Source organism: Geodermatophilus ruber (assembly GCF_900114385.1).
Taxonomy (GTDB): Bacteria; Actinomycetota; Actinomycetes; order Mycobacteriales; family Geodermatophilaceae; genus Geodermatophilus; species Geodermatophilus ruber.
The window spans coordinates 61,368-83,980 of sequence record NZ_FOSW01000013.1 but is presented as its reverse complement, the minus strand read 5'-3'; the positions used below and the strand labels follow the sequence as shown (position 1 = coordinate 83,980).

At 75.1% G+C, this 22,613-nt stretch carries 20 protein-coding genes; 11 read left to right on the top strand and 9 right to left on the bottom strand.

Features of this window, described 5'->3' with window-relative positions:
* Window positions 1-23: 23 nt before the first annotated feature.
* The 4 genes from BMZ50_RS18540 to BMZ50_RS18525 form a co-directional block, all read right to left on the bottom strand.
* Complete coding sequence (locus BMZ50_RS18540; RefSeq protein WP_091328096.1) at window positions 24-1,037, bottom strand: NAD(P)-dependent alcohol dehydrogenase; 1,014 nt, start codon at window positions 1,035-1,037, stop codon at window positions 24-26.
* Between the two features lie 2 nt (window positions 1,038-1,039).
* Window positions 1,040-1,930 carry a carbohydrate ABC transporter permease gene (locus BMZ50_RS18535; RefSeq protein ID WP_091327885.1) on the bottom strand — a complete coding sequence of 297 codons (891 nt, stop codon included), beginning with the start codon at window positions 1,928-1,930 and terminating at the stop codon, window positions 1,040-1,042.
* Window positions 1,927-2,889, bottom strand: a complete 963-nt coding sequence (locus BMZ50_RS18530; RefSeq protein WP_091327881.1) for a carbohydrate ABC transporter permease — start codon at window positions 2,887-2,889, stop codon at window positions 1,927-1,929. The genes BMZ50_RS18535 and BMZ50_RS18530 overlap by 4 nt, the downstream gene beginning before the upstream one ends.
* An 83-nt stretch (window positions 2,890-2,972) precedes the next feature.
* Window positions 2,973-4,280, bottom strand: coding sequence for an ABC transporter substrate-binding protein (locus BMZ50_RS18525; RefSeq protein ID WP_245753725.1), 1,308 nt, complete (start codon window positions 4,278-4,280; stop codon window positions 2,973-2,975).
* A gap of 257 nt (window positions 4,281-4,537) precedes the next feature.
* On the opposite strand from BMZ50_RS18525, the gene BMZ50_RS18520 reads away from it, so the two are divergent.
* From BMZ50_RS18520 to BMZ50_RS18505, 4 genes are all read left to right on the top strand, one after another.
* Window positions 4,538-5,488 (top strand): sugar-binding transcriptional regulator, encoded by a 951-nt coding sequence (locus tag BMZ50_RS18520; protein ID WP_177212880.1) that lies wholly within the window; start codon window positions 4,538-4,540, stop codon window positions 5,486-5,488.
* 205 nt (window positions 5,489-5,693) lie between these two features.
* Window positions 5,694-7,328, top strand: coding sequence for an alpha/beta hydrolase (locus BMZ50_RS18515; protein ID WP_177212879.1), 1,635 nt, complete (start codon window positions 5,694-5,696; stop codon window positions 7,326-7,328).
* A 143-nt stretch (window positions 7,329-7,471) separates the two neighbouring features.
* On the top strand, window positions 7,472-8,350 hold the full coding sequence (locus tag BMZ50_RS18510; RefSeq protein WP_091327873.1) for a hypothetical protein: 879 nt from the start codon (window positions 7,472-7,474) through the stop codon (window positions 8,348-8,350).
* A gap of 7 nt (window positions 8,351-8,357) precedes the next feature.
* Complete coding sequence (locus tag BMZ50_RS18505; RefSeq protein WP_091327871.1) at window positions 8,358-9,971, top strand: asparagine synthetase B family protein; 1,614 nt, start codon at window positions 8,358-8,360, stop codon at window positions 9,969-9,971.
* A 33-nt stretch (window positions 9,972-10,004) separates the two neighbouring features.
* Here the strand turns inward: BMZ50_RS18505 and BMZ50_RS18500 are convergent, their stop codons facing one another.
* Window positions 10,005-11,357, bottom strand: a complete 1,353-nt coding sequence (locus BMZ50_RS18500; RefSeq protein ID WP_177212878.1) for an MFS transporter — start codon at window positions 11,355-11,357, stop codon at window positions 10,005-10,007.
* 322 nt (window positions 11,358-11,679) lie between these two features.
* On the opposite strand from BMZ50_RS18500, the gene BMZ50_RS24355 reads away from it, so the two are divergent.
* The 3 genes from BMZ50_RS24355 to BMZ50_RS18490 all read left to right on the top strand — a co-directional run bounded on the left by BMZ50_RS24355 (window position 11,680) and on the right by BMZ50_RS18490 (window position 14,241).
* On the top strand, window positions 11,680-11,847 hold the full coding sequence (locus tag BMZ50_RS24355; protein WP_177212877.1) for a hypothetical protein: 168 nt from the start codon (window positions 11,680-11,682) through the stop codon (window positions 11,845-11,847).
* Window positions 11,844-12,842, top strand: a complete 999-nt coding sequence (locus BMZ50_RS18495; protein WP_091327868.1) for a lysylphosphatidylglycerol synthase transmembrane domain-containing protein — start codon at window positions 11,844-11,846, stop codon at window positions 12,840-12,842. Before BMZ50_RS24355 ends, BMZ50_RS18495 begins: the two co-directional genes overlap by 4 nt.
* Window positions 12,843-13,029: 187 nt before the next feature.
* Window positions 13,030-14,241: an HNH endonuclease signature motif containing protein gene (locus BMZ50_RS18490; RefSeq protein WP_091327865.1), complete on the top strand. Its 1,212-nt coding sequence runs from the start codon at window positions 13,030-13,032 to the stop codon at window positions 14,239-14,241.
* 242 nt (window positions 14,242-14,483) lie between these two features.
* Here BMZ50_RS18490 and BMZ50_RS18485 read toward each other — a convergent pair whose 3' ends face one another.
* Window positions 14,484-15,152 (bottom strand): AAA family ATPase, encoded by a 669-nt coding sequence (locus BMZ50_RS18485; RefSeq protein ID WP_091327862.1) that lies wholly within the window; start codon window positions 15,150-15,152, stop codon window positions 14,484-14,486.
* Between the two features lie 216 nt (window positions 15,153-15,368).
* On the bottom strand, window positions 15,369-16,727 hold the full coding sequence (ribA, locus tag BMZ50_RS24350) for a GTP cyclohydrolase II RibA (protein WP_177212876.1): 1,359 nt from the start codon (window positions 16,725-16,727) through the stop codon (window positions 15,369-15,371).
* 86 nt (window positions 16,728-16,813) lie between these two features.
* Between ribA and BMZ50_RS18475 the strand changes: the two genes are divergently transcribed.
* Window positions 16,814-17,806 (top strand): zinc-dependent alcohol dehydrogenase, encoded by a 993-nt coding sequence (locus BMZ50_RS18475; protein WP_177212875.1) that lies wholly within the window; start codon window positions 16,814-16,816, stop codon window positions 17,804-17,806.
* A gap of 4 nt (window positions 17,807-17,810) precedes the next feature.
* On the top strand, window positions 17,811-18,200 hold the full coding sequence (locus tag BMZ50_RS18470) for a 6-pyruvoyl trahydropterin synthase family protein (protein ID WP_091327855.1): 390 nt from the start codon (window positions 17,811-17,813) through the stop codon (window positions 18,198-18,200).
* Here BMZ50_RS18470 and BMZ50_RS18465 read toward each other — a convergent pair.
* A complete protein-coding gene (locus BMZ50_RS18465) occupies window positions 18,164-19,267 on the bottom strand; it encodes a glycosyltransferase family 4 protein (RefSeq protein WP_091327852.1) in 1,104 nt (367 codons plus the stop codon). The two genes, BMZ50_RS18470 and BMZ50_RS18465, sit on opposite strands and share 37 nt — an antisense overlap.
* Between BMZ50_RS18465 and BMZ50_RS18460 the strand changes: the two genes are divergently transcribed.
* Both BMZ50_RS18460 and BMZ50_RS18455 read left to right on the top strand, forming a co-directional pair.
* Window positions 19,253-20,332, top strand: a complete 1,080-nt coding sequence (locus tag BMZ50_RS18460; RefSeq protein WP_091327849.1) for a glycosyltransferase — start codon at window positions 19,253-19,255, stop codon at window positions 20,330-20,332. The two genes, BMZ50_RS18465 and BMZ50_RS18460, sit on opposite strands and share 15 nt — an antisense overlap.
* Complete coding sequence (locus BMZ50_RS18455; protein WP_091327847.1) at window positions 20,329-21,342, top strand: FkbM family methyltransferase; 1,014 nt, start codon at window positions 20,329-20,331, stop codon at window positions 21,340-21,342. Before BMZ50_RS18460 ends, BMZ50_RS18455 begins: the two co-directional genes overlap by 4 nt.
* Here the strand turns inward: BMZ50_RS18455 and BMZ50_RS18450 are convergent.
* Complete coding sequence (locus BMZ50_RS18450) at window positions 21,321-22,592, bottom strand: YlbE family protein (RefSeq protein WP_091327843.1); 1,272 nt, start codon at window positions 22,590-22,592, stop codon at window positions 21,321-21,323. The two genes, BMZ50_RS18455 and BMZ50_RS18450, sit on opposite strands and share 22 nt — an antisense overlap.
* Window positions 22,593-22,613 lie beyond the last annotated feature (21 nt).

Sequence of the window (22,613 nt, the reverse complement as noted above, 5' to 3'; positions counted from 1 at the left end):
GGCGAGGCCCGGTGAGCAGGTGATCAGGTCTGGGGATGGACGACGACCTTCACCGCCTTCGGGTCGCGGCGGCCGGCGGTCAGGGCCTCCTCCGCACGGGCCAGCGGATAGCTGTCGGTGACCAGCCGGTCGAGGTCGACCCGCCCGGAGGCGACCAGCGCGATCGCCGTGGGCCAGGTCCCGGCGTAGCGGAAGGTGCCGGTCACCTCGAGCTCGCGTTCCTGCACCACCGACAGCGGCAGCGGCACCTCGTCGGCGCCCATCCCGACCAGCACCGCCCGGCCGGCGGGCGCAAGGGCGCGGATCGCGTCCCCGGTCGCCCCCGGGTGACCCGAGCACTCCAGGAGAACCTCGGGCGCACGGGGCAGGTCGGCGACGCTGCCGGACCGCGCGTCGACGACGTGCGTGGCGCCGAGGTCCTGGGCGAGCGCCAGCCGCGCGGGGTTGACGTCGGACACCGCAACCTCGGTGGCCCCGAACGCGAGCGCCGCCTGGACCGCGACCAGCCCGATCGGCCCGGCGCCGGTGATCAGCACCCGCGAGCCGGCCCCCACCTGGCCCTTGCGGCAGGCCCAGACGCCGACCGACAGCGGTTCCAGCAGTGCCGCGGCGTCATCGCCGATCGAGTCCGGCACCGGGTGCGCGAACGCCCGGTGCACGACCACGTTCTCGGTCAGCGCACCGTCGACGGGCGGCGTCGCGAGGAAGCGCATGTTCGGGCAGAGGTTGTACCGGCCGGCCAGGCACTGCTCGCACGACAGGTCCGGGACGCCCGGCTCGATCGATACCCGCTGCCCCACGGCCGGCGACGTCACGCCCGGGCCGACGGCGGTGACCACGCCCGCGGCCTCGTGGCCGAGGACCAGCGGCGCCTCGACCACGAACCGGCCGATCCGCCCGTGCTCGTAGTAGTGGGTGTCCGAGCCGCAGACGCCCACCGAGGTCACGCGGACGACCACCTCGTCGGGGCCGGGTTCCGGGACGGGCCGCTCCTCGACGACGACGTCCCCGGGACCGCGCAGGACCGCGGCCCGCATGCTCACTTGACCGCGCCGAGGGACAGCCCCTGGACCAGCTTGTCCTGGGCGGCGAACCCGGCGATGAGGACCGGCAGCGAGACCACGAACGCGGCCGCGCACATCTGGGCCAGGAACAGGCCCTGGCTGGTCACGAAGCCGGTCAGGTACACCGGCGCGGTCAGGGCCCTGGTCCCCGTGAGGGTCCGGGCCAGCAGCAGCTCGTTCCAGCTGAAGATGAAACAGATCAGCGATGTCGCCGCGATCCCGGGGAGGACGATGGGGGCCACGACCTGGCGCAGGGTCCGCAGCAGCCCCGCGCCGTCCATCGCGGCCGCCTCGAGGATCTCGACGGGCACCTCGGCGAGGAACGAGCGCATCATCCAGACCGCGATCGGCAGGTTCATCGAGGTGTACAGGACGACGAGCAGCCAGATGTTGTCCAGCAGCCCGCTCCACTGGGCGAACAGGTAGATCGGCAGGATCCCGGCCACCACCGGCAGCATGCGGGTGGACAGGAAGAAGAACATCACGTCGGTCCACTTGCGCACCGGCCGGATCGACAGCGCGTACGCCGCCGGGATGGCCAGCAGCAGCACCAGCACCGTGGAGACGATGCTGGCCGTCGCCGAGTTCAGCAGCGACGGCCAGGGGTTCGTCCCGGTGCCGACGCCGAAGAACGTCCGGTAGCCCTCCACGGTCAGCGGCGCGAACACCGAGGGCGGGTTGGTGGCGGCGGCCTCCTCGCTGTGGAACGACGTCAGCACCATCCAGAGAACCGGCAGCACGAAGAGCAGCCCGATCACCCAGGCGGCCAGGCCCAGGAGGGCCCCGCCGCGTTTGCGCGGCCGGCGGGGCGCCCCCTCGGCAGTGCGGGTCGCGGGGACCGGTGCGACGTCGGTGACCGAGCTCATCGGACGTTCTCCTCCTGGAACAGCGTCGACACCGTTCGCAGGGCCAGGGTGGCGATGATGATCGTGCCGATCACGGTGATGACCCCTGCCGCCGACGCCAGGCCGTAGTCGTGGGCCGTGTAGAAGGTCTGGTAGATGATGTAGGGCAGGTTCGCGGTCCCCAGCCCGCCCGAGGTGATGACGAAGACCGCGTCGAAGGTCTGCACGATGTAGATCGCCCCGAGCAGCGCGCCGAGCTCGAGGTAGCGGCGCAGGTGCGGGAAGGTCATGTAGCGGAAGATCTGCCAGCTGCTGGCACCGTCGATCCGGGCCGCCTCGATCACGTCCAGCGGACGGCTCTGCAGGCCCGCCAGCAGGATCAGCATCATGAACGGCGTCCACTGCCAGATGAGCGCGATCTCGATCGACGCCAGCGGCGCCATCGTGATCCAGTCCGGCTGCGGCGGGTTGTCCGAGCCGAACAGCCCCCAGATCCAGGTGAGCACGCCGTTGAGCAGGCCGTACTCCGGGTTGAACAGCGCGTGCTTCCACAGCAGGGCGGCGGCCACCGGGACGATGAGGAACGGCGTGATCATCATCGTCCGGACCGCGCCGCGCCCGAAGAACTTCCGGTCCAGGAGCAGCGCGATGACCATGCCGAGCACCAGGCTGACCAGGACGACCACCACGGTGAGCTCGACGGTGACGATGATCGCGTCGCGCATGGCGACGTCGGTCAGCACCCTCACGTAGTTGTCGAGGCCGGTGAAGCCCCGCTCGTCCGGGTAGTAGGCGTTCCAGTTCATGAACGAGATGACCAGCGTGGCCACGAAGGGCAGCTGGGTCACCACGATCATGAAGATCAGGGCCGGCAGCAGAGGCGCCCGGCGCGCCCAGTCGGCCGCCCGCCGCAACGCGGGACTCGGGCCGGCCGGGCCCGCCCCCGGTTCGGTCCCGGGGCGCTCGAGCGTGACGCTCATTCCGCCGCCTCCTCGGCTGTCGTCCGGTTCCGCCGCTGGTCAGCGCGGCGGTCCCGGTCGAGCGGGTGGGGACGCTCGCCCGGTCACCCCGACCGCTCCTGGTACCGCTCCGCCACGTCCTGGGCGAGCTGCTGCCCCCGGTCCAGCGCCTCCTCGACCGTGCTGCGGCCGGCGATCGCGGAGCTGACCTCCTGGGAGACCCGCGTGCCGAGATCGGGGAACTCGGGGATGTCGACGAACTGGATGCCCGGCGCCGGCCGCGGCTGGACCCCCGGGTTCAGCGGGTCGGCGGTGCTGATCGCGTCGAGGGTCGGCCGGGCGAACGCCGACGCCTCCGCCAGGTAGGCCTCGATGGTGTAGGTCGAGGCGCGCTTGCCGGCCGGCACCCGGGACCACCCGAGCTCGTTGCCGACCAGCCCCTCGTACTCCTTGCTCGAGGCCCAGGAGATGAACCGCCAGGCGTCGTCCTTGTTCGTGCTCGCCTGCTGGATGCTCCACGCCCAGGTGTAGAGCCAGCCCGAGTGCTCGGTCTCGACGACCGGCGCGGCGACGTAGCCGATCTTGCCCTTGACCGGGGAGTCGGCCGCCTCGAGCGAGCCGGCGGCGGAGGTGGCGTCGTACCACATGGCGGCGTTGCCCTGGATCAGGTTGTTCAGGCACTCGGTGAAGCCGGCCTGCGGCGCGCCGGTCTCCCCGTGCTCGCGGACCAGGTCGACGTAGAACTGCGTCGCCTCGGTGAAGCCCTCGCCGTTGACCTCGGCCTGCCAGTCCTTGGTGAACCAGGTGCCGCCGAAGGTGTTGACCACCGTGGTGAGCGGGGCGATCAGCTGGCCCCACCCGGGCTGGCCGCGCAGGCAGATCCCGGCCATCCCCGGCTCCGCGCCGTCGACCCGGGCCGCGATGTCGGCCACCTCCGGCCAGGTGGGGCGGGCCGGCATTTCGATGCCCTCGGCCGCCAGCACGTCCGTGCGGTACATCAGGAACGAGGACTCGCCGTAGAACGGCTCGCCGTAGAGCCGCCCGTCGGCCCCCGACAGCGAGGTGGTCATGGGCGGGAGGATGTCGGCCTGGTCGAAGGCCGGGTCGGCGGCCACGTAGTCGTCGAGCGGGGCCACCCAGCCGCTGTTGGCGTAGATCGGGATCTCGAAGTTGCTCAGCGTGGCGACGTCGTACTGCCCCGCCTGGCTGGAGAACTCCTGGCTGATCTTGTCCCGGACGTCGTTCTCCGGCAGGACGGTGAAATTCACGGTGATGCCGGTCTCGGCGGTGAAGTGCGCGGCGGTGAGCCGCTGGAGGTCCACCATCTGCGGGTTGTTGACCATCAGCACGTTGATCGAGTCCGGCCCGCTGCCCCCGGGGCCACCGCCCCACCCGGCGCACCCGCTGCTCACCAGCGCGAGAACCAGCCCCGTGGCCAGGCCCGCGGGAGTGCGCGCGGGCCGACGGAGAGACCGGGGACGGGTGGGCACGGCTTCCGGCATGGCCATCTCTCTCCGGTGAGAGCGCGGGAGGACCGGTTGCTCATCTGAGCAGTTCAACCCTCAGGTGAGAAATTGCAGTGTCCTGACCGTGACCAGGGGCGTCAAGGGAGTGTTCGATGGGGGCCGTTCGCCGCTCAGATGAGCAGCTCGCGGGGAGAGGGGGTGGGATGGCAGACCCGCTGGGCGGGCCCGCCCGTCTGGTGCTCACGGCCTCCGTCGCGCGCCGCTACTACCTCGACGGCCGCTCCAAGGTGGAGATCGCCGAGGAGTTCGGCCTGAGCCGGTTCAAGGTGGCCCGGCTGCTGGACGCCGCCCGCGAGAGCGGGCTGGTCCGCATCGAGATCCGGTCCGAGGGGCAGGTCGACGTCGAGCTGTCCGCGCGGCTGCGCGACCGCTACGGGCTGCAGCACTCGGTGGTCGTGGACACGCCCGACGACCACGACGAGTCGCTGCGGCAGCACGTGGGGCGGGCCGCGGCCGCCCTGCTCGGCGAGATCATCACGCCGCAGGACGTGCTCGGGCTGGCCTGGGCGCGGTCGGTCGGCGAGATGGCCCGGGCCCTGCCGCGGCTGCCGGGGACGCCGGTGGTCCAGCTCACCGGCGCGCTCTCGCTCCCGGACGGGGGCGACACCTCCGTCGACGTCGTCCGGGACGTGGCGGGCGCGTCGGGCGGGGCGGCCTCCTTCTTCTACGCCCCGTTCACCGTCGCCGACGCCGCCACCGCCCGGGCGCTGCGCGAGCTGCCCGAGGTGGCCCGCGCGTTCGGCCGGCTGCGGTCGGTCACCCGGGCCGCCGTCGGGGTCGGGCTCTGGGCACCGGGGCAGTCGACCCTGTACGACGCCTCCTCCGAGGCCGACCGGCAGGAGCTGCGCCGGCTGGGCGTCTGCGCCGACATCGCGGGGGTCTTCGTGTCGGCCGAGGGGGAGCCCATCCGGACCGAGCTGGCCGAACGGATGATCGGCATCAGTGCGGAGCAGATGCGGGCGATCCCCGAGGTCATCGCGATCCCCTACGGCACCGCGAAGACCCGCGCGGTGCGGGCCGCCCTCCGCAGCGGCCTCATCGGCGGGCTCGTCACCCACACGACGCTCGCCCAGGCCCTGCTCGACGCCGGTTGACCGCCGCGGCAGGTCCCGGGCGTGGTGAGGAGCCCGGGGCCGACCGTGACGGCGCGCCCGCTCCCCCCCGCCGCCGGACCTCCGGGCTGGTCCGCCGCCTCAGCGGCGGATTCAATCCGGCCGACGGCGTTCCGTAGCGGGCGCCTCGTCTGGAGGGCCGGTGACTCGCATGCCTGGTCGGAGGACCCGTCGTCGCCGTGGCGTCGTGGCGGTGCTCACGGCGGCGCTGCTCGCCCTCCCCGCGCCTCTCGCGTTCGCGGACACCGCCGGGGAAGCAGCAACCCCGGCCGCGAGGGCGCCGGTGCCCGCGCTGACGTGGGCGGCCTGCGGCACCACCGACGTCGCCACCGCGGCCGGCGTCCAGTGCGCGACCGCCGACCTGCCCCTCGACCACGACCGGCCCGGCGGCGAGCAGGTGCGCATCGCCCTGGCGCGGGTGCCGGCCACGCAACCGGCGCAGCGCATCGGCTCGCTGTTCTTCAACCTCGGCGGACCCGGCGCCCCGGCGGTGCAGCTGATGCAGACCTCCGGTGCCAGCATCCTGACGAGCCTCAACGAGCGGTTCGACATCATCGGCTTCGACCCGCGCGGCGTCGGGCAGAGCACGCCGTCCATCGACTGCAAGGTGAACCAGGAGACCGACGGGTCGTCCCCCCGGCCCTGGCCGACCCCCGTCGACCTGGACGTCGAGGCCCTCGTCGGGCACGCGCAGCGCTACGTCGACAACTGCCTGGCCAACAACGGCGAGATCCTCCGCCACGCCTCCACCGCCGACGTGGCCCGCGACCTGGACCTGCTGCGCGCCGCCGTCGGGGACCAGCAGCTCACCTACTTCGGCTTCTCCTACGGCACCTTCCTCGGCGCCACCTACGCCGCGCTCTTCCCCGACCGCTACCGGGCCATGGTCCTCGACGGCCCGGTGGACCCGGAGCAGTACGCGGACGACCCGGTGGGCCTGAGCACCCTGCAGGGCGCCGGCTTCGAGCACACGCTGGGCAGCTTCGTCGACGCCTGCAAGGCCGACCAGGCCGCCTGCTCGAACTTCGGCGGCACCGACCCCCTCGCCGCCTACGACGCGCTGCTGGCCTCGGCGGCGACGACCCCGCTCCCCGCCGACCGGTACGCCACCGACCCGCGCCCGGTGACCGCCGACGACATCCGGGACGTCACGCTGGCGCTGCTGCGGGCCAAGCGGGTGTGGAACGTGCTGGCCACCGCGCTGGCCCAGGCCGCGGCAGGCGACGGCTCGCTCACCCGGGCGCTGGTCGACCTCGTCGTCCGCCCCCGCCGGCCCGACGGCTCCTACGACCCGCAGCTGGACCGCTTCTTCACGATCACCGGCGGCGAGCAGGCGTGGCCCACCGGCCTCGACTCCTACGTCGAGCGGGGGGCGCGGGAGTGGGTCGACGTCCCGCACTTCTGGGGCGCCTTCGCCTACTCCGAGGTCCCGTTCGCGCTGTGGCCGAGGGAGGCCGAGGACGCCTACGACGGCCCGTTCGCGGTGCCCGGCTCCTCCCCCACCCCGCTGGTCATCGCCACCACCGACGATCCGGCGACGCCGTACCCGGGCGCGCGGAGCATGGTCGCCGAGCTGGGGAACGCCCGGCTGCTCACCATGTACGGCTCCGGCCACACCGCCTTCGGCCAGGACAACTCCGCCTGCGTCGACACCGCCGCGACGACCTACCTCGTCGACGGCACGCTGCCCGCGCCGGGCACCGTCTGCCGGCAGGAGACACCGTTCGCCGCCCCGCAGCAGGCGCCGTCCCAGGTCTCCGCCACGGCCGTCGCGGCCCTCGCCGGGGCCGGCGCGCCGGGGCCGGTGGCGACCGGCCGCTGAGGACGCGGCGCAGGGGCGCCGCTCGGCGGGGAGCCTGGGGGCCGGTCGTCACCGACATCCCCGTTGACCAGCAGGTTCGCCAGGCTCCCGTCCTGGCCCGGTGCTACCGTGCGCCGGCGCAGCGGACGGAGGGGCCCCGGGGTATGACGACGCACGGCACGGCCACGCCGCAGCAGCTCACCCGCTTCCGCGCAGCGGTCGAGGAGATCGCGCAGGAGATCGGCTCCGACCCGGGGTGGGGCGCGGGGTCCGCGCTCGAGCGGGCCGCCGACCTGCCCGAGGTGCGCGCGGTGCTGGACCGGCTCCCGGACGGCACGCAGGGCGCGCTGGCGCGGATCGAGCGCGAGGTGCGCGCCTTCCGGCCCAGCCCCCGGGCCAACGCCTCCACCCCGGCCACCCTGGCCAAGATCCTCCTGCTCCAGCAGATCGACGTCCTGTGGTGGTCCTCGGTCGCCCCCTTCGCCGACGACGGTGCCGTCACCGGCTCCCCGGAGCTGGTCTCGCTGGCGGCGCTGCGCCGGCAGGGACGGCTGGCGTTCGGTTTCCGGATGGGCGCGACCGGGTTCCCGGCCCGGCTGCGCAACTACGCCGTCCGCCGGTGGGATCCCGCCCGCGAACCGCGCTCCTCCGGCCTGAGCCACCCGGTGGCCCGGCCCGCGGTCGTCGGGCTGCTCAACGAGATGGCGACCCGCTTCGCCGCGGCCGCGCCGGAGTGGCGGCGCGGGCTGTGGGTGAACTGCATCGTGCGCAGCGTCGCCGACCAGGAGCGGCTGCGGGAGCTGGGGTACTCGGCCTTCCTCCCCAGCGCGCACTGCATCGGCTGGGCCGCCGACGTCGAGATGACCTGGCTGCGCGGGCACGGCGTGGCCGCACCGCTGCAGGAGATCCTCATCGGTTACCGGGACGCCGGGGTGCTCAACGTGATCGACGAGGGCCAGGCGTGGCACGTCTGCCTGAACCCGGCCGTGGTGAGCCGGTACGAGGACGCGGCGCCGGCCGACACCGCCGCCGTCGGAGGGTGAGCCGCTGATGTGCGGGATCGCGATGATCGTCGGGCCGGGGGCCGCGGGGCAGCGGCCGCTGTTCGACGGGATGCTGGCCGCCGTGGCCCCCCGCGGGGAGGTCCAGGAGGTCCTCGGTGACGACGCCGCGCTGCTGGGCACCGCGCGGCTGCGCATCGTCGACCGGGACCGCGCCGTGCAGCCGTGGATCTCCGGGGGCGAGCGGTGGGCGCTGAACTTCAACGGCGAGGTGTTCAACCACGCCGAGCTGCGGGCGCAGCTGCACGCCGAGGGCCGCCCGACGCGGTCGACCAGCGACACCGAGGTGGTGCTCGAGTCCTTCCTCGCCTGGGGTGAGGACGCGCTGCTGCGGATGCGCGGCGAGTTCGCCTTCGCCGTCACCGAGCGCGACACCCGCCGGGTGTTCCTGGCCCGCGATCCGGCCGGGGTCAAGCCGCTCTACTGGGCGCACGCGGGCGGGCGCCTGCACGTCGCCTCCGAGATCAAGGCGCTGGTCCCGCTCGGGGTCGCCGTCGCGGAGGTCCCCCCGGGGCACTGCGGCTGGGCCGACCCCGACACCCCGCCGGCCCTGCACCCCTACCTCGACCTGGGCCGGCTCGGTGAGGGCGGTCCCGTCCTCGGCGACGTGGTGGAGGCGGCCGACGCGCTGCGCCGGACCTTCACCGAGGCGGTCCGGATCCGGGTGGACACCGACCTGCGGGTCGGCGTGGTCCTCTCCGGCGGCCTCGACAGCTCGCTGACCCTGATCAAGGTCCGGGAGCTGCACCCCGACTGCGTCGCCTTCACCATCGGGGTGGAGGGCAGCGAGGACCTCGCCTACGCCCGCCGGCTCACCGCCGACCTCGGCGTGGAGCACGTCGTGATCCCCCTGCGGCCACGGGAGCTCGGCCGCCGGGAGGTGCGCGAGGCCATCCGGGTCTCCGAGCTCACCGAGTACGGGGACATCATCAACGCCGTCGTCTCGCAGCGGCTGTTCGCCGAGGTGCACCGGCGCGGGGTGAAGGTGGTGCTCACCGGCGACGGCTCCGACGAGCTCTTCGGCGGCTACGACATGTACCGCCGGGTCGCGCAGGACGACGTCCGCCGGCTGTTCCTGCACAAGATCCGCTACCTGAGCCACACCGAGCTGCAGCGGGTCGACCGCACCTCGATGGGCAACGGCGTCGAGGCCCGGGTGCCCTTCCTCGACGTGGCCATGCTCGACCTGGCCATGCGCATCCCGCAGGAGCTCAAGCAGCGCGACGGGTACGAGAAGTGGATCGTGCGGCACGCCTTCGCCGACGTGCTGCCCGACTACATCGCCGCCCGGCACAAGAACCCGATGTCGCACTCCAGCGGCCTGCACGAGCGGATCCGGCTGTTCCGGCCGTTCTTCCCGAGCATGTACCGAAGCTTCGGCTATGCGTGCTTCGCGCCGCTGCAGCGGGACTTCTCCGAGGTCCTGCGGGACCACGGGTACGACCTGGACGCCGCCGTCGCCGCGGCGCGACCGGCGCGGGACCTGACCGTCGCCGAGCACGCCCGCGACCTCGCCGGGGCGCTGCGCTGGAACCTGGTCCACCTGCTGCGCCGGCGGCCGGCCCCCCCGCCCGCCGCGCTGGCGGAGGCGCGGCAGGGCTGAGCCGCCCCCACCGCCCCCCGGTGTGGACCGGGCTCAGGACACCGCCAGGATGCGCAGGTCCTCCACGGCCTGCCGGGCACCGGTGCGGGCGCTGCGGCCGACCGGCTGCAGGCGCGCGCTCACCCAGGTGACCACGGCCGGACGGCGCAGCCCGAACACGGCCGGCCGGCGCACGGCGACCGGCTCGCCCCGGAGGGAGAGGACCAGCACCGCGGCGACCACCGCGAGCACCGACACCGTGCTCAGGGCCAGGGGCAGCCCGGCGAACTCGGCGAGGAACCCGAGCAGCGGGGGGCCGCCGAGCAGGCCGCTGTAGCCGACGGTCGAGGCCAGGGCCACGCCGCCGGCACCGCCCAGGGCACCGGCCCGGGCGATGGCCAGGGGGAAGACGTTGGCCAGCCCCAGCCCGACGAGGACGAATCCGGCCAGCGCGACGGTCACCGACCCCGTCCAGGCGGCGACGAGCATGCCGGCCGCGGCCAGCAGCGCCCCGCCGACGAGCAGCCGGTCCTCCCCCAGCGTGACGACCAGCGCGCTGCCCAGCAGGCGGCCGCAGGCCATGGCCAGGGCGAACGCGGCGTACCCGGCGGCGGCCAGGACCGAGGTGGCCCCGAGATCCTCGCGCAGGTACAGCGCACCCCAGTCGGTCAGCGCGCCCTCGCCGTAGGACGTGCAGCCGGCGACCGCGCCGAGCACCACGAGGACGGCGGTGGGGGTGCCGCGAGGACGGTCGGGCTGCTCGCCGGTCGTCCGGGCGGCGCGCAGCGGCGGTGCCGCGTCGTCGGCCCGGGCCAGGGTCGGCCCGATCCAGGCCAGCACGGCGAGCCCGGCGACGGTGACGCCCAGCAGGTGCGGGGCGACCCCGGCGACGACCGACACCAGCCCGCCGACCAGAGCGCCGGCCAGGCCGCCGAAACTGAACCCGGCGTGCAGCGAGGGCAGCAGCGGCCGGCCCCAGCGGGCCTCCACCTGCACCCCGAGGCTGTTGGCCGCCACGTTGACCGCGCCGGTCGCGGCCCCGAAGAAGAACAGCGCCACGCACAGCTGCGGAACGCTGCCGGCCAGACCCGGCAGCGCGGTGGCGAGACTGACCAGCACCGCGGCCGCGACGCTGACCCGCCCCGGGCCCAGCCGGGCGCTGAGCGCGCCGGTCAGCTGCATGAAGGCGAGAGCGCCCAGGGACAGGCACAGCACGGCGATCCCCAGGGAGCTGTGCGAGGCACCCAGCTGGGCGCTCACGTCGGGGATGCGGGCGGCCCAGGTACCGAAGACGAAGCCGTCCAGGGCGAACAGGACGGCGACGGCCACGCGCAGTTGCCGCAGCGACGGCGGGGCCGGAGGGGTCGTGGTGGACGTGCGGGCACGGCTGAGGACAGGAAGGGTCAACGCCGGTGTTTCCTCTCGGAACGGGGGTGCGGCTTCGGGCCCCCGAGCGGGGCAGGCGCGCTCGCCGTCTCAGGACGGCTCGACAAGACGAAGGCACACGGCCGCGGACCCGCCTTCCACGGGGTCCGCGGCCGTCGCCTCTGGGAGCTCTCAACCACGCCCCCCGGACGGGCCTTCCGTGAGCCCCCACACGGGTCGAAGGTCCCTGGTGCGCACCGGGCAGCCGGCCGGGCACGCTGCCCCGCCCGCGCGGGCACGGCGCCCCGTCCCTGGCGCCGGTCCTGTGTCCGAGGTACGTCAACCGGCCGACGCCGCCGGAGGGATGACCTGGACGACGGTCGACGGAAGCGCCGGGGGTGTCGTACGCCATCGGCCGCTGGAGAGCACATCCGCGGACCGGCTCAATAGAGGGGTCGCCGATGCCGAGGACATCGGGAACGAGAACATCGAGCACGAGGACGCCCCGATCGAGGAGGTACCCGGGCCATGACCGCGCCGGCCCCGAGCACGCCGGCCCCGGCTACGGGGCCGACGGCGGACGGTGCGCCGGCCGCGGCACCGGCGGGCCGGTGGCCCGCCCGGCGCACCCGGGCAGCCCTCGTCACCGTCCTGGTGGTCCTGGCCGTGTGCGTGGGCGCGACGCAGATCGACGCCGGCGCCCTGGAGGTGCCGGCGGTCGCCGACTGGTGGTGGGCCTGCGTGGCGCTGCTCGGAGGTGCACTCTCGTTCCCGACAGCGGCGGCCGGCCTGCTCGCGGTGTCGCCGGTGACGGTGCGCGCGCGGGCCGCGGTGGCGGCGCAGGTCGCCGGCGCGGCGACCAAGCTGGTGGCACCGGCGTCCGTCGGCGTCATGGGCCTCAACGTCCGGCTGCTGACCACGCACGGAGCCTCGTTGCCGGTGGCGGCCGCCACGGTGGCGACCAATCAGGTCGCCCAGGTCGTCGTCACCCTCGCGGCTCTCCCGCTGGTGGTGCTCGGCACCGGGTGGTCCGTGACCATCCCGTGGCACGTGGTGTCGGCCTGGTGGCTGGTGCCGGTCCTCGTTCCCGTCCTGGGAGCGACGCTGTTCACCCCCGTCCGGTCGCGGGTCTCCGCGGCCTGCCGGCGGGCGGTGCGCGGGCTGCGGCCCCTGGCCGACGTGCTGCGCTCACCGGAACGCGTGCTGCTCGCGCTGATGGGCTGTGCGGGGCTGACCGCCTCCCTCACCCTCTGCCTCTACGCCTGCGTGCGCGCGCTGGGCGGGGACATCGGCCTGGCGCCGGCCGCGGCGGTGCTGCTGATCGGCTCCGCACTGGGCGCGACCCTGCCGACGCCGGGCGGTGTGGGTGGCGTGGAGGGCGCGATGGTCGCGTCATTCCTCGCCGTCGGTCTGCCGGTCGGCGTCGCACTGCCGGCCGTGCTGGCCTTCCGCCTGGTCACCTTCTGGCTGCCGGTCCCCGCCGGGCTGGCCGCCCTCGCGTGGCTGCGCCGGCGCCGTTTCCTCTGACGGGCGCCACAGCCGCCGACCGCGGCGACCGCCATCAGCAGCAGGCAGCACCAGGCAGGGCAGCCGCCGCGAGCCGCACGGGCGGGAACCAATCTGTGGACGGGTCTCTGACCTGGGGATTCGCCTGGTCGGGCCCACCCTTTCGCGCTAGGATTCGAACATGTGTTCGGGTGGTGGAGGGGGTGCCGTGGCCGGGTTGACCGCGGCGCTGGACGGGCTGGCCGGCGAGGACCTGTTCGGGTGCGGCGCCCCCGAGCTGCTGGACCGCACCCGTGCGCTGGTGGCCGCCCGCAACCGGCTCGACGCCGAGCTGGCCCGCACCGTCCGGCGCGGAGAGCTGGCGCAGGCGCCCGAGCACGACGGGCTGACGACGATGGCCTCCTGGCTGCGCGGGCACGCCCGGCTGTCGGCGGCCGCCGCCCGGCAGCTGGTGCACAACGGCCGCGCGCTGGAGCAGCTGCCGGCGCTGGCCGCCGCCCATGCCGGCGGGCGGGTGACCGCGGATCAGGTGGCGGTGGTCGAGCCGATCACCCGTCCCGACAAGCTGGCCCTCGCCGCCGCGCAGGACGTCGACCTCGCCGGTGTGGATGCGACCCTGACGGAGGTGGCCACCGGCCGGTCGCACGCCGGCCTGGCCCAGGTGGTGCACCACTACCTGCAGCGCCTCGACCAGGACGGGCCCGAGCCGGACCCCACCGCGGGCCGCACGCTGCGCCTCGCCAAGCACCCGGACGGGAGCCTCACCGGCCGCTTCGACCTGGACGCCGTCGGCGGGGAGAAGCTGCAGACCGCGCTGGAGCCGATCGTGCAGGCGGGCCGGAGCGCCAGCGACGAGCGCTCCCGCCCGCAGATGCTGGCCGACGCCCTCGTCCAGCTCTGCGACAACGCCCTGGCCGCCGGCGCCCTGCCGATGCTGCGCACCGTCAAGCCACACCTGATCGTCCGGGTGGATCTCGCCGATCTGGCCGGCCCGGCCACCGGGCCGGCCGCCGCCGAGACCGGCTTCGGGGCGACCATCTCCGCCACCCGGGCCCGCTGGATCGCCTGCGACGCGGGCATCACCCGCATCGTGCTCGGCCCCGACGGGGTCCCCCTCGATCTCGGCCGGGAACACCGGCTGGTCAGCTCGCACCTGCGCCGCGCGGTCGAGGCCCGCGACCGGGGCTGCGTGTTCGCCGGCTGCTCCGCGCCGACCCACTGGTGCGACGTCCACCATCTGCTGGAATGGATCAACGGCGGGGCGACCAGCCTGGAGAACTCGGCGCTGCTGTGCGAGCGGCACCACACCAAGGTCCACCACGGCTTCCGCCTCGCCCGACAACCCGACGGCCGCTGGCGCACCTGGCGCCCCGACGGCACCGAGATCCGCACCGGCCCGGCAGACCTGCGCGCCGCCTGACCCCCGAACCACCCGAACCCCCGATACCGCCGACCCCGCCGCGCGACCCCGCCGGCGGGGGCGCAGGCACGCCCGGACCGAGCGGCGCCCCCGTGTCACGCGTCGCGACGACGGAGCACCCACCCGGCGACCCTCCCTGCGGCCCGACGTGGTGCTGATGGAGATCCGGATGCCGCTGGGATCGTGGACGCCGTCCGCCTGATCGCCCGCGGGGACAGCCTGACCTTCCCGCACTCGGGCGGTCATCGCGGCCTACGGGTCGGGTCTCGTCCCGCTGCGGTGAGGCGCTCGGCGGGTGCACCACGTCCGAGCCCCTCCGCGCCCTGCCCCAGGAGGTCGCGGAGACCGAGCCGGCCGGCCTCGGCCCGCCGGACGACGACGGTGTCGGGGATGCCGGGGACGCCGTCGGCGGAACGGGCCGCCGCCAGGAGATCCGCCCAGCGGCGCGTGTGCCGGCGCATCGCCCGGGAGGTCAGGGCGCGGCCGCGGGTGAGCTGACCGCCGAAGGCCTCCTCGGGCGTGGCCTCGACGAGCACGAGCCGGACCGCCCGGCCGGCGCGGGCGGCGGCACGCAGCAGGGCCGTGCGCCGGTGGGGGCTGGTCATCGGATCGGTGACCACCACGACCGGGGTCGGGCCGCGGATCGCCCGGCCGACCCGCAGCCGGTGCCAGAGGTGCACCAGCGGCCGCAGCAGGCGGTACGGCAGCCCGATCCCGGCCGCGCGCAGCCGGGCGGCCACCTGCTCGGAGTCGACCGTCACCACGCCGGGCGGGGAGCTGCCGAGGAGAGCCGAGAGCAGCATCGTCTTGCCGGCGCCGGGCAGGCCCCCGATGAGGACCAGGGAGCGCGTGCCGTGGTCCCGGGAGGGCGCCGGACGGTTGCGGCGGGTCCCGGAGGCGTCGGTCTGCATCTGCGTCCCTCCTGTGCGGTCGGAGGACGACGGTGCGCGCGGGAGCTGCTCGGCTCCCGTGCCCGGGCTGGGAGATGCCCGTGAACCCAGTGTCCGCTCCGCCGCGCGGTGCCCGCCGGATCCCCAGGACAGCCCGACGGTCCGCACAGCTGCGTGACAGGGACCGTCCGGAGGGTGAGGCCGACGCGGCCCGGAGGGGGCCGGCGGAGCACGGGATCAGGGCAGCTCGGCGGGGGCGGGGTGCACGTCGTAGCCGAGCAGGACGTCGTCGCCGGCGAGGTACACCGAACGGTTGACCAGCCGCACGCCGTCGGCGACGCGGGTGGTCCCGAGCGGCCCGACCGCGTCCACGCCTGCCCCGAGGATCATGGGCGCCAGCGACACCACCACGCGGTCGACCGCTGCGGCGCGCAGCATCGAGGTGATGACCCGGCCGCCGCCCTCGACGAGGAGGGAGACGACCCCGAGCGAGCGGAGCAGCCGCAGCACCGCGTCGACCCGCAGCCCGGAGGGCCCGCCGGCGACCTCGCGCACGGTCGCCCCTCCCGCCACCAGGCCGCGGCGGCGTGCCGGGTCGGCGCCCGGCCCGCACAGGATGAGGGTGGCGGCGTCGTCGGAGAGCACCTTCGCGCTCAGCGGCGTGCGCAGGCGGGTGTCGAGGACGACGCGCAGCGGTGAGGCGCCGGGGACCATCCGCACCGTGAGCTGCGGATCGTCCTGCAGCACGGTGCGGGCCCCCACCAGCACCGCGTCGCAGCCGGCGCGCATCGCGTGCGCCACCCGGCGTTCGGCCTCCCCGCTGATCCACCGTGCGTCGCCGGTGCGCGTCGCGATCCGCCCGTCGAGCGTCTGGGCGTACTTGAGCACCACCCTCGGCCGGTCGGCGAGCGGGCGCAGCGGGCCGAGCAGGGCGCCGACGTCGACCGGGGTGCCCGGCACCTCGGTCAGCTGCTCGCCGGTGGGCCGCCGGTGGCCGAGCCGCACCTGCTTGGTCTCCAGGTAGGCGCGGTTGCGCCGGTGCGCTGCGGTGCTCAGCGACCGCAGGGACTCCACCGCGATCCCGTGCCGCAGCAGCGCGTCGGCCTTCGCCGGGTTGTTGGACAGCAGCCGGACCGAGGCGACGCCCAGGGCGCTCAGGATCGCCGCGGCGTCGCCGTAGTCGCGCAGGTCCACGTGGAGGCCCAGCCGCAGATTGGCGTCGACGGTGTCGGCCCCGGCGTCCTGCTCCACGTAGGCCCGCAGCTTGTCCACCAGCCCGATGCCCCGGCCCTCGTGGCCGTTGAGGTAGAGGACGACGCCGCGGCCCTCGGCCGCGACCGCGCGCAGCGCGGTGCGCAGCTGGACCCCGCAGTCGCAGCGCAGGGAGCCGATCGCGTCCCCGGTCAGGCACTCGGAGTGCAGCCGGGTCAGCAACGAGGTCCCGTCGCCGACCGAACCGAACACCAGCGCGAGGTGGACGTGCCCGGTGGCGGTCTCGAACGCGCGGGCCTGGAACTGGCCGTAGGGCGTCGGCAGCGCCACGGAGGCCACTTCGCGGGGGGCCGCCCCGCCGGCCTGCAGCGGTGGATGGACCATGCGCCCGTCTCCTCCCTCGCACGCGGCAAGGGGATAGCACGCTACCGTCGCGCAGCCCGGATCGACGTGCTCCGATGCGCCGGGAGGTGAGAGGCCTGTCCGCCCGCCGACTGCTGTTCCTCGCCCCGCGCCGCGTGGGGCTGGCGCCGGTCGACCTCCCGGAGCCCGGCCCCGGCCGGCTGGTCGTGCGCACCCGGTTCTCGGGGATCAGCACCGGCACCGAGCTGCTCTGCTACCGCGGGCTGCTGGACCCGGATCTGCCGCTGGACGAGCGGCTCGGCGCGCTGGGCGGCAGCTTCCGCTACCCGTTCCCGTACGGCTACAGCTGTGTCGGCGAGGTGGAGCTCGGCACCGCAGCGGTCCCGGCCGGGACGACGGTCTTCGCCTTCCACCCGCACCAGGACCGGTTCGTGGTGGCCGAGGACGACGTCGTGGTGCTCCCCGAGGGCACCGATCCGCGCGCGGCCACGCTGTTCCCGCTGGTCGAGACCGCCCTGCAGCTCAGCCTCGACGCCGGCCAGGTGGCGCACGAGACCGTCGCCGTCCTGGGGCTCGGCGCGGTGGGGGTCCTCACGGCGCTGCTGCTGCAGCGGGCCGGCGCCACGGTGCTCGCCGCCGATCCGCTGGAGGAGCGCCGGGAGCTGGCGGGCGCGCTCGGCCTCCCGGCGGTCGCCCCCGAGGACCTGCTCGCCGGGCTGCCGCCCGGCGGCGTGCCGCTGGTGGTCGAGCTGTCCGGCTCCCCCGCGGCCCTGGCCGGCGCGCTGCCCCTGCTCGCCCACGAGGGCACCGTCCTGGTCGGGTCCTGGTACGGGGAGCAGCCGGTGGCCCTGCCGCTGGGGGGTGCGTTCCACCGCCGCCGGCTGACGCTCCGCAGCAGCCAGGTGTCGACCGTCCCGGCCCGGCTCGGCGACCGCTGGGACATCCCCCGCCGCCGCCGGGCGGCCGGCGCGCTGCTCGGCGAGCTGCCGCTGGCCGCGCTGGCCACGACCGAGTTCGACTTCGAGGAGGCGGCCCTGGCCTACGCAGCGCTCGACGGCCGCGAACCCGGTGTGCTGCACGTCGCGCTGCGCTATCCATGACCGCATGTACGAGACCGGGACAGCGCGGCAGGTGAGAGCGTTCCACGTCATGCCGGGCCTGCCGCCCCCGGAGGGCGAGCGGCACGCGCACGACTACCGGCTCGACGTCGTCGTCCGCCGGGACGACCTCGACGAGCGCGGCATGGTCGTCGATCTGGACCTGCTGGACGGCGCGCTGGGCGAGGCCGCCGCCCGGGTCGACGGCGCGGACCTCGACCGCGTGCTGCCGGACGTGGCGGCGGTGACCGTCGAGGTGTTCGCGCGGTGGGTGCACGGGCAGCTCGCGACCGCGCTCGGCCGGCTGCCGGGGGTCACGCTGGCCGTGCGCGTCTGGGAGTCCCCGACGGCGTTCGGCGGCTACACCGCCGTGCTCGACGGGGCCAGCTCCTCGTAGGCGGCCAGGCACCGCTGCGCGCAGGCCGCCCAGGTGAACCGCTCGCGCACCAGCTCGCGGGCGCGCGCCCCCATGCGCGCGGCCAGCGCCCGGTCGGCCAGCAGCTGGGCCAGGCGGTCGCGGAGCTCGTCGACGTCGCCCGGGGTCACCAGGAACCCGGTCTCCCCGTCCCGGACCACCTCCGGCAACCCGTCGAGACGGCTGGCGACCACCGGCGTGCCGCTGGCCATCGCCTCCAGCACGGACAGGCCCAGCAGCTCGGAGATGGCGAAGGACCGGCCGTAGCAGTCCCGTGCGACGGTGGGCAGCGCGAACACCGCGGCGCCGCGGTGCAGCGCGGGCAGGGCGGCGTCGGGCACCGCCCCGGCGAAGGCGACGTCCTTCCCGCCGGCGAGCTCGCGCAGCAGCACCGGGTAGCCCCGCGCCGGCGGGCGCGCGTCGTGCCCGCCGGTGCCGGCCACGGTGAGCCGCGCGCCGGCCGGCAGCGCCCGGACCAGCACGTCGATCCCCTTGTGCGGGGTGATCCGCCCGAGGAAGAGCACGCCGTCGCGGCGGACCTCCGGATCGGGGCTGAACCGGTGCGGATCGGCCCCGCCGTAGATCACCCGCGTGCGCGCGGCCGGGACGCCGAGCACCGCGGCGGAGAACCGCGACACCGTGAGGAACCGATCGAACAGCGCCGGCAGCAGGCCGAGCCACCCGCCCCCGCCGAGCCCGTGGTCGGTGGTCACCAGCCGCTGCCCCCGCAGCCGCGCGGCCAGCGCCGCCACCCGGCTCGGGGCGCTGCGGGTGTGGTGGGTGTGGACGACGTCGACGCCGTCGAGCGCCCACGCCAGCTGTGGCGCCAGCGGGTGGACCGGGTGCCCGCGCCCGTGCCCGAGCGGGCGCAGGGTGCGGACCCGCAGCCCGGAGGGGTCGCGGCGCTGCCCGGGACGGGGCCCGAAGGTGACCAGTTCGACCTCCGCGTGCGGAGCCAGGGCGCGGGCGAGCTCGACCGGATAGCGTTCCCCGCCGCCGAACAGCCCGCCGGCACCGAACGGGGTGGGGGCGACGTGGACGATCCGCATGCACTGATGGTCTCGCTGGTGACCCTCGGCGACCCCGCCACGCTCACCGGCGGCTACCTCTACCACCGGCGGATCGCCGCGCTCGCGCCCCGGTTCGGCGCCCGGGTGCGGTTCGTCTCCGTGCCGGCCGCGCCGTACCCGCTGCCGGTGGCCGCCGGCCCGCTGGTGCTGCGGCGGGTGGCCCGGCAGCGCCCCGACGTCCTCCTGCTGGACAGCATCGCCGCCGGGTACCTCGCCCCCTGGCTGCCGCTGCGGCGGCCCGCCGTCCCGGTGGCCGCGATCCTGCACCAGCCACCCGGGGGGATCGACTCGGACGGGGTCCGCGCCGCGTCGCAGGCGCTGCTCGACCGGTGGGCCTACCGGACCGCGGACCCGCTGCTGGCCGCCAGCGCGGCGCTCGCCGACGACCTGGCGGCCGCGGGGCTCCCCCGCGACCGGCTGCGCGTCGTCCCGCCGGGCCGGGACGTGGCCCCGGCGCCCGGCGAACCTCCCGGCGACCTGCGGTCCGGCTGCCGCGCGGCCCTGCTGTCGGTCGGGAACTGGGTGGCGCGCAAGGGCCTGCTCGACCTGCTCGATGCGGTCGGCCGGCTGCCGGGGGACGCCGGCACGCTGCACCTGGTCGGCGACCCCGACGCCGAGCCGGGATACGCGGCCCGGGTCCGGCGCCGGCTGGCCGCGCCCGACCTGGCCGGGCGGGTCGTCGTCCACGGCCCGCTGCCGGCCGCCGGGGTCGCCGCCTTCTACGCCGCCGCGGACGTCTTCGCGCTGGCCAGCACCCGGGAGCCCTACGGCACGGTGTACGGGGAGGCGATGGCGGCCGGCCTGCCGGTAGTGGGGTACGCCGCCGGCAACCTGCCGCACCTGGCGCGGGACGGCGAGGAGGGGCTGGTGGTCCCGCCGGGCGACGTGCCCGCGCTCACCGCGGCGCTGCGCCGGCTCGTGGACGACGCGGCGCTGCGCCGGCGGATGGGAGCCGCCGCCGCCCGGCGGGCGAGGGCCTTCCCGACGTGGGCGCAGACCGCCGCGCAGCTGGTCGCGGAGCTGCGCGTCGTGGCCGGGCGATGATCCGGCCTCCCCCGATCCGGCCGGTCGCGCGGGCGGCGGCCCGGGCGGTCGTGGGCCGGCTACCGCTGCCGGTCGCCGACGCGCTTCGGCGGCCGCTCCCCTCCTCCCCGCCGCCCGGCCGGGTGCGCCGGGCGCTGCTGCGCGCGCTGCGGGAGGGCGGCATCCCGCGATCGGTGTCGACCTTCCGGCTGGTCGACGACCCGGACCTGGAGCTCGTCGCCGCCGACTCGCTGGTGCTGGCCCAGCTCTACTGGTACGGGGTGCAGGGCTGGGAACCCGAGCTGCTGCCCTGGTGGCGCTCCTGCTGCCGCGCCGCGCGGTCGAGCCTGGAGCTGGGCGCGAACGTCGGGTACTTCGCCGTCCAGGCCGGCCGGGCCGCGCCGGGGGGCCGGCACGTGGCGGTGGAGCCGCACCCCCTCTCCGCGCGGATCTGCCGGGCCAACCTCGCCCTGAACCGGATCACCTCCGTGGAGCTCGTCGTCGCCGCCGCCGTCGCCGACCCGGCGCCCGCCTCGGTGCGGCTGCTGGTGCCCGCCGAGCAGCTGGCCACGCCGACCGTCGCCTTCCTGGCCCCGGGCACCGAGCTGCCGGAGGACATGGCCCGGAACGTCACCGCCGCGATCGACGTGCCGGCGGTCGACGTCCGGCGGCTGGTGGCGGGCACCGACCTGATCAAGCTGGACGTCGAGGGCCAGGAGCACGCACTGCTCGCGGCCTGCCGCGACCACCTGGCCGAGCGGCGGCCGACCCTGTTCGTCGAGGTCCTGCCCGGCACCGTGCGGCTGCGCACCCTGCTCGCCGAGCTGTGCCGGCAGGACGGCTACCGGTGCTACGCGGTGACCCGCGAGCGGCTGGTCGCGCTCGATCCCGGCGCGCTGGCCACCGTGCGGCTCAAGGAGCGGTACGGCGGCCAGGACGTCATCCTCTGCGCCGGTGATCCGCCGCAGGTGCCCGCACCGGCCGATCCCGGCCCGGGGGCCGCTGATTCTCAGCGCGGCGCCGCCCCATGAGCCTCCGCGAGTGCCTCGAGGGCCGCGGTGAAGCACGGCATGGAGGCGCGGACCTTCCCGACCCCCACCTGGCCGACCCCGGCCTTCTTGTGCATGACGGCGGTGGTGATCAGCGGTGCGATCCCCGTCTCCGCGACCTTGCGGATGTCGATCGCCACGGGCACACCCCGGAAGTCCCAGTTGGGAATCGGCATGTTCGGATTGCTCCCGACGAAGATCTCCGCCTGCTCCTCGCTGGTGGCCAGCGCCTCGGCGAAGCCGCCCTCGCCCGTTCCCACCAGTTGCTGCACGGCCGGTGCGGCGACCGCCACCGGGCCCCCGAATCCGTATGCCTCGATGATCGCGCTGTCGCCGGTGTCGGGACAGGCGTCCGCATCGGAGTAGCCGGGGAAGTACAAGGTCTCGAGCTGGTCCAGCGGGCCGGTGAACCAGCGGTCGCCGAGCCCGCTGACCCGGATGGCGAATTCCCGCCCGTTGCGGGTCATGCACGTGACGACCGAACCGTCCTGGATCGTGGCGGCGGCATCCAACGTGGCCTTGCCGGCGGCCATCCCCAACGTCAGGAAGAAGTTGACGTTGCCGGACAGGAAGTCGAGCACCGATTGGAGATCCTGCTGGGGCAGGCCCGCCCGCGCGAGTCTCGGTGCGAGTTCCCTGAACATCAGGCTGGACGCGGCGTTGATGCGCACGTGGAAGTCGTCACCCATCGTCACCGCCTGCGCGAGGATCGGGTTGATGGGCAGCCCACCGTCGGGGAACAGCTGCAACGCCCTCGACAAGCCGGCGCCGAGGACGTCGCGCATCCACCTCAGGTGGTCGCCCACGGACTCGTCGTAGACCCCGAAGCGGAGGACTTTGCCTTCCCCCTCGTGCATCGTCGTGTAGGCGCGGTTCCCGTCCGTGGCGTTCTCCACGACGAACACCGGCATGCTCCCCGTCAGGATTCCGCCCATCGCCCCGACGGCCCGATGGTGATGATTCGGGGCGAACTGCACCTCTTCGCACACGCGGCGGGCCTCGGCCTCGTCCCCCGCCCAGCCTTCGAACATCGCCGCGCCGATCGCCGCGCCCTGCATGGGGTCGGGCATGTCCGCGAACGCGATCGGTGGCCCGGCGTGCAGGATGAGCCTGCCCTCCAGTGCGGGAATGACGTTCCTGGCCGGCACGACGTCCACGAGTCGCGGCTGCGCGTCCCTGATCTTCTGCGCGATCGCCTCGTTCGCCTCGTCGAGTGATGCATACGTCGTCATCGTTCCTCCACTCGGATGGTC

Bases quoted from the DNA above. Each gene is read 5' to 3' on its own strand.
- BMZ50_RS18540 (WP_091328096.1), bottom strand. From the start codon at position 1,037: ATGCGGGCCGCGGTCCTGCGCGGTCCCGGGGACGTCGTCGTCGAGGAG.
- BMZ50_RS18535 (WP_091327885.1), bottom strand. From the start codon at position 1,930: ATGAGCTCGGTCACCGACGTCGCACCGGTCCCCGCGACCCGCACTGCC.
- BMZ50_RS18530 (WP_091327881.1), bottom strand. From the start codon at position 2,889: ATGAGCGTCACGCTCGAGCGCCCCGGGACCGAACCGGGGGCGGGCCCG.
- BMZ50_RS18520 (WP_177212880.1), top strand. From the start codon at position 4,538: ATGGCAGACCCGCTGGGCGGGCCCGCCCGTCTGGTGCTCACGGCCTCC.
- BMZ50_RS18510 (WP_091327873.1), top strand. From the start codon at position 7,472: ATGACGACGCACGGCACGGCCACGCCGCAGCAGCTCACCCGCTTCCGC.
- BMZ50_RS18505 (WP_091327871.1), top strand. From the start codon at position 8,358: ATGTGCGGGATCGCGATGATCGTCGGGCCGGGGGCCGCGGGGCAGCGG.
- BMZ50_RS24355 (WP_177212877.1), top strand. From the start codon at position 11,680: ATGACCTGGACGACGGTCGACGGAAGCGCCGGGGGTGTCGTACGCCAT.
- BMZ50_RS18495 (WP_091327868.1), top strand. From the start codon at position 11,844: ATGACCGCGCCGGCCCCGAGCACGCCGGCCCCGGCTACGGGGCCGACG.
- BMZ50_RS18485 (WP_091327862.1), bottom strand. From the start codon at position 15,152: ATGCAGACCGACGCCTCCGGGACCCGCCGCAACCGTCCGGCGCCCTCC.
- ribA (WP_177212876.1), bottom strand. From the start codon at position 16,727: ATGGTCCATCCACCGCTGCAGGCCGGCGGGGCGGCCCCCCGCGAAGTG.
- BMZ50_RS18470 (WP_091327855.1), top strand. From the start codon at position 17,811: ATGTACGAGACCGGGACAGCGCGGCAGGTGAGAGCGTTCCACGTCATG.
- BMZ50_RS18465 (WP_091327852.1), bottom strand. From the start codon at position 19,267: ATGCGGATCGTCCACGTCGCCCCCACCCCGTTCGGTGCCGGCGGGCTG.
- BMZ50_RS18455 (WP_091327847.1), top strand. From the start codon at position 20,329: ATGATCCGGCCTCCCCCGATCCGGCCGGTCGCGCGGGCGGCGGCCCGG.
- BMZ50_RS18450 (WP_091327843.1), bottom strand. From the start codon at position 22,592: ATGACGACGTATGCATCACTCGACGAGGCGAACGAGGCGATCGCGCAG.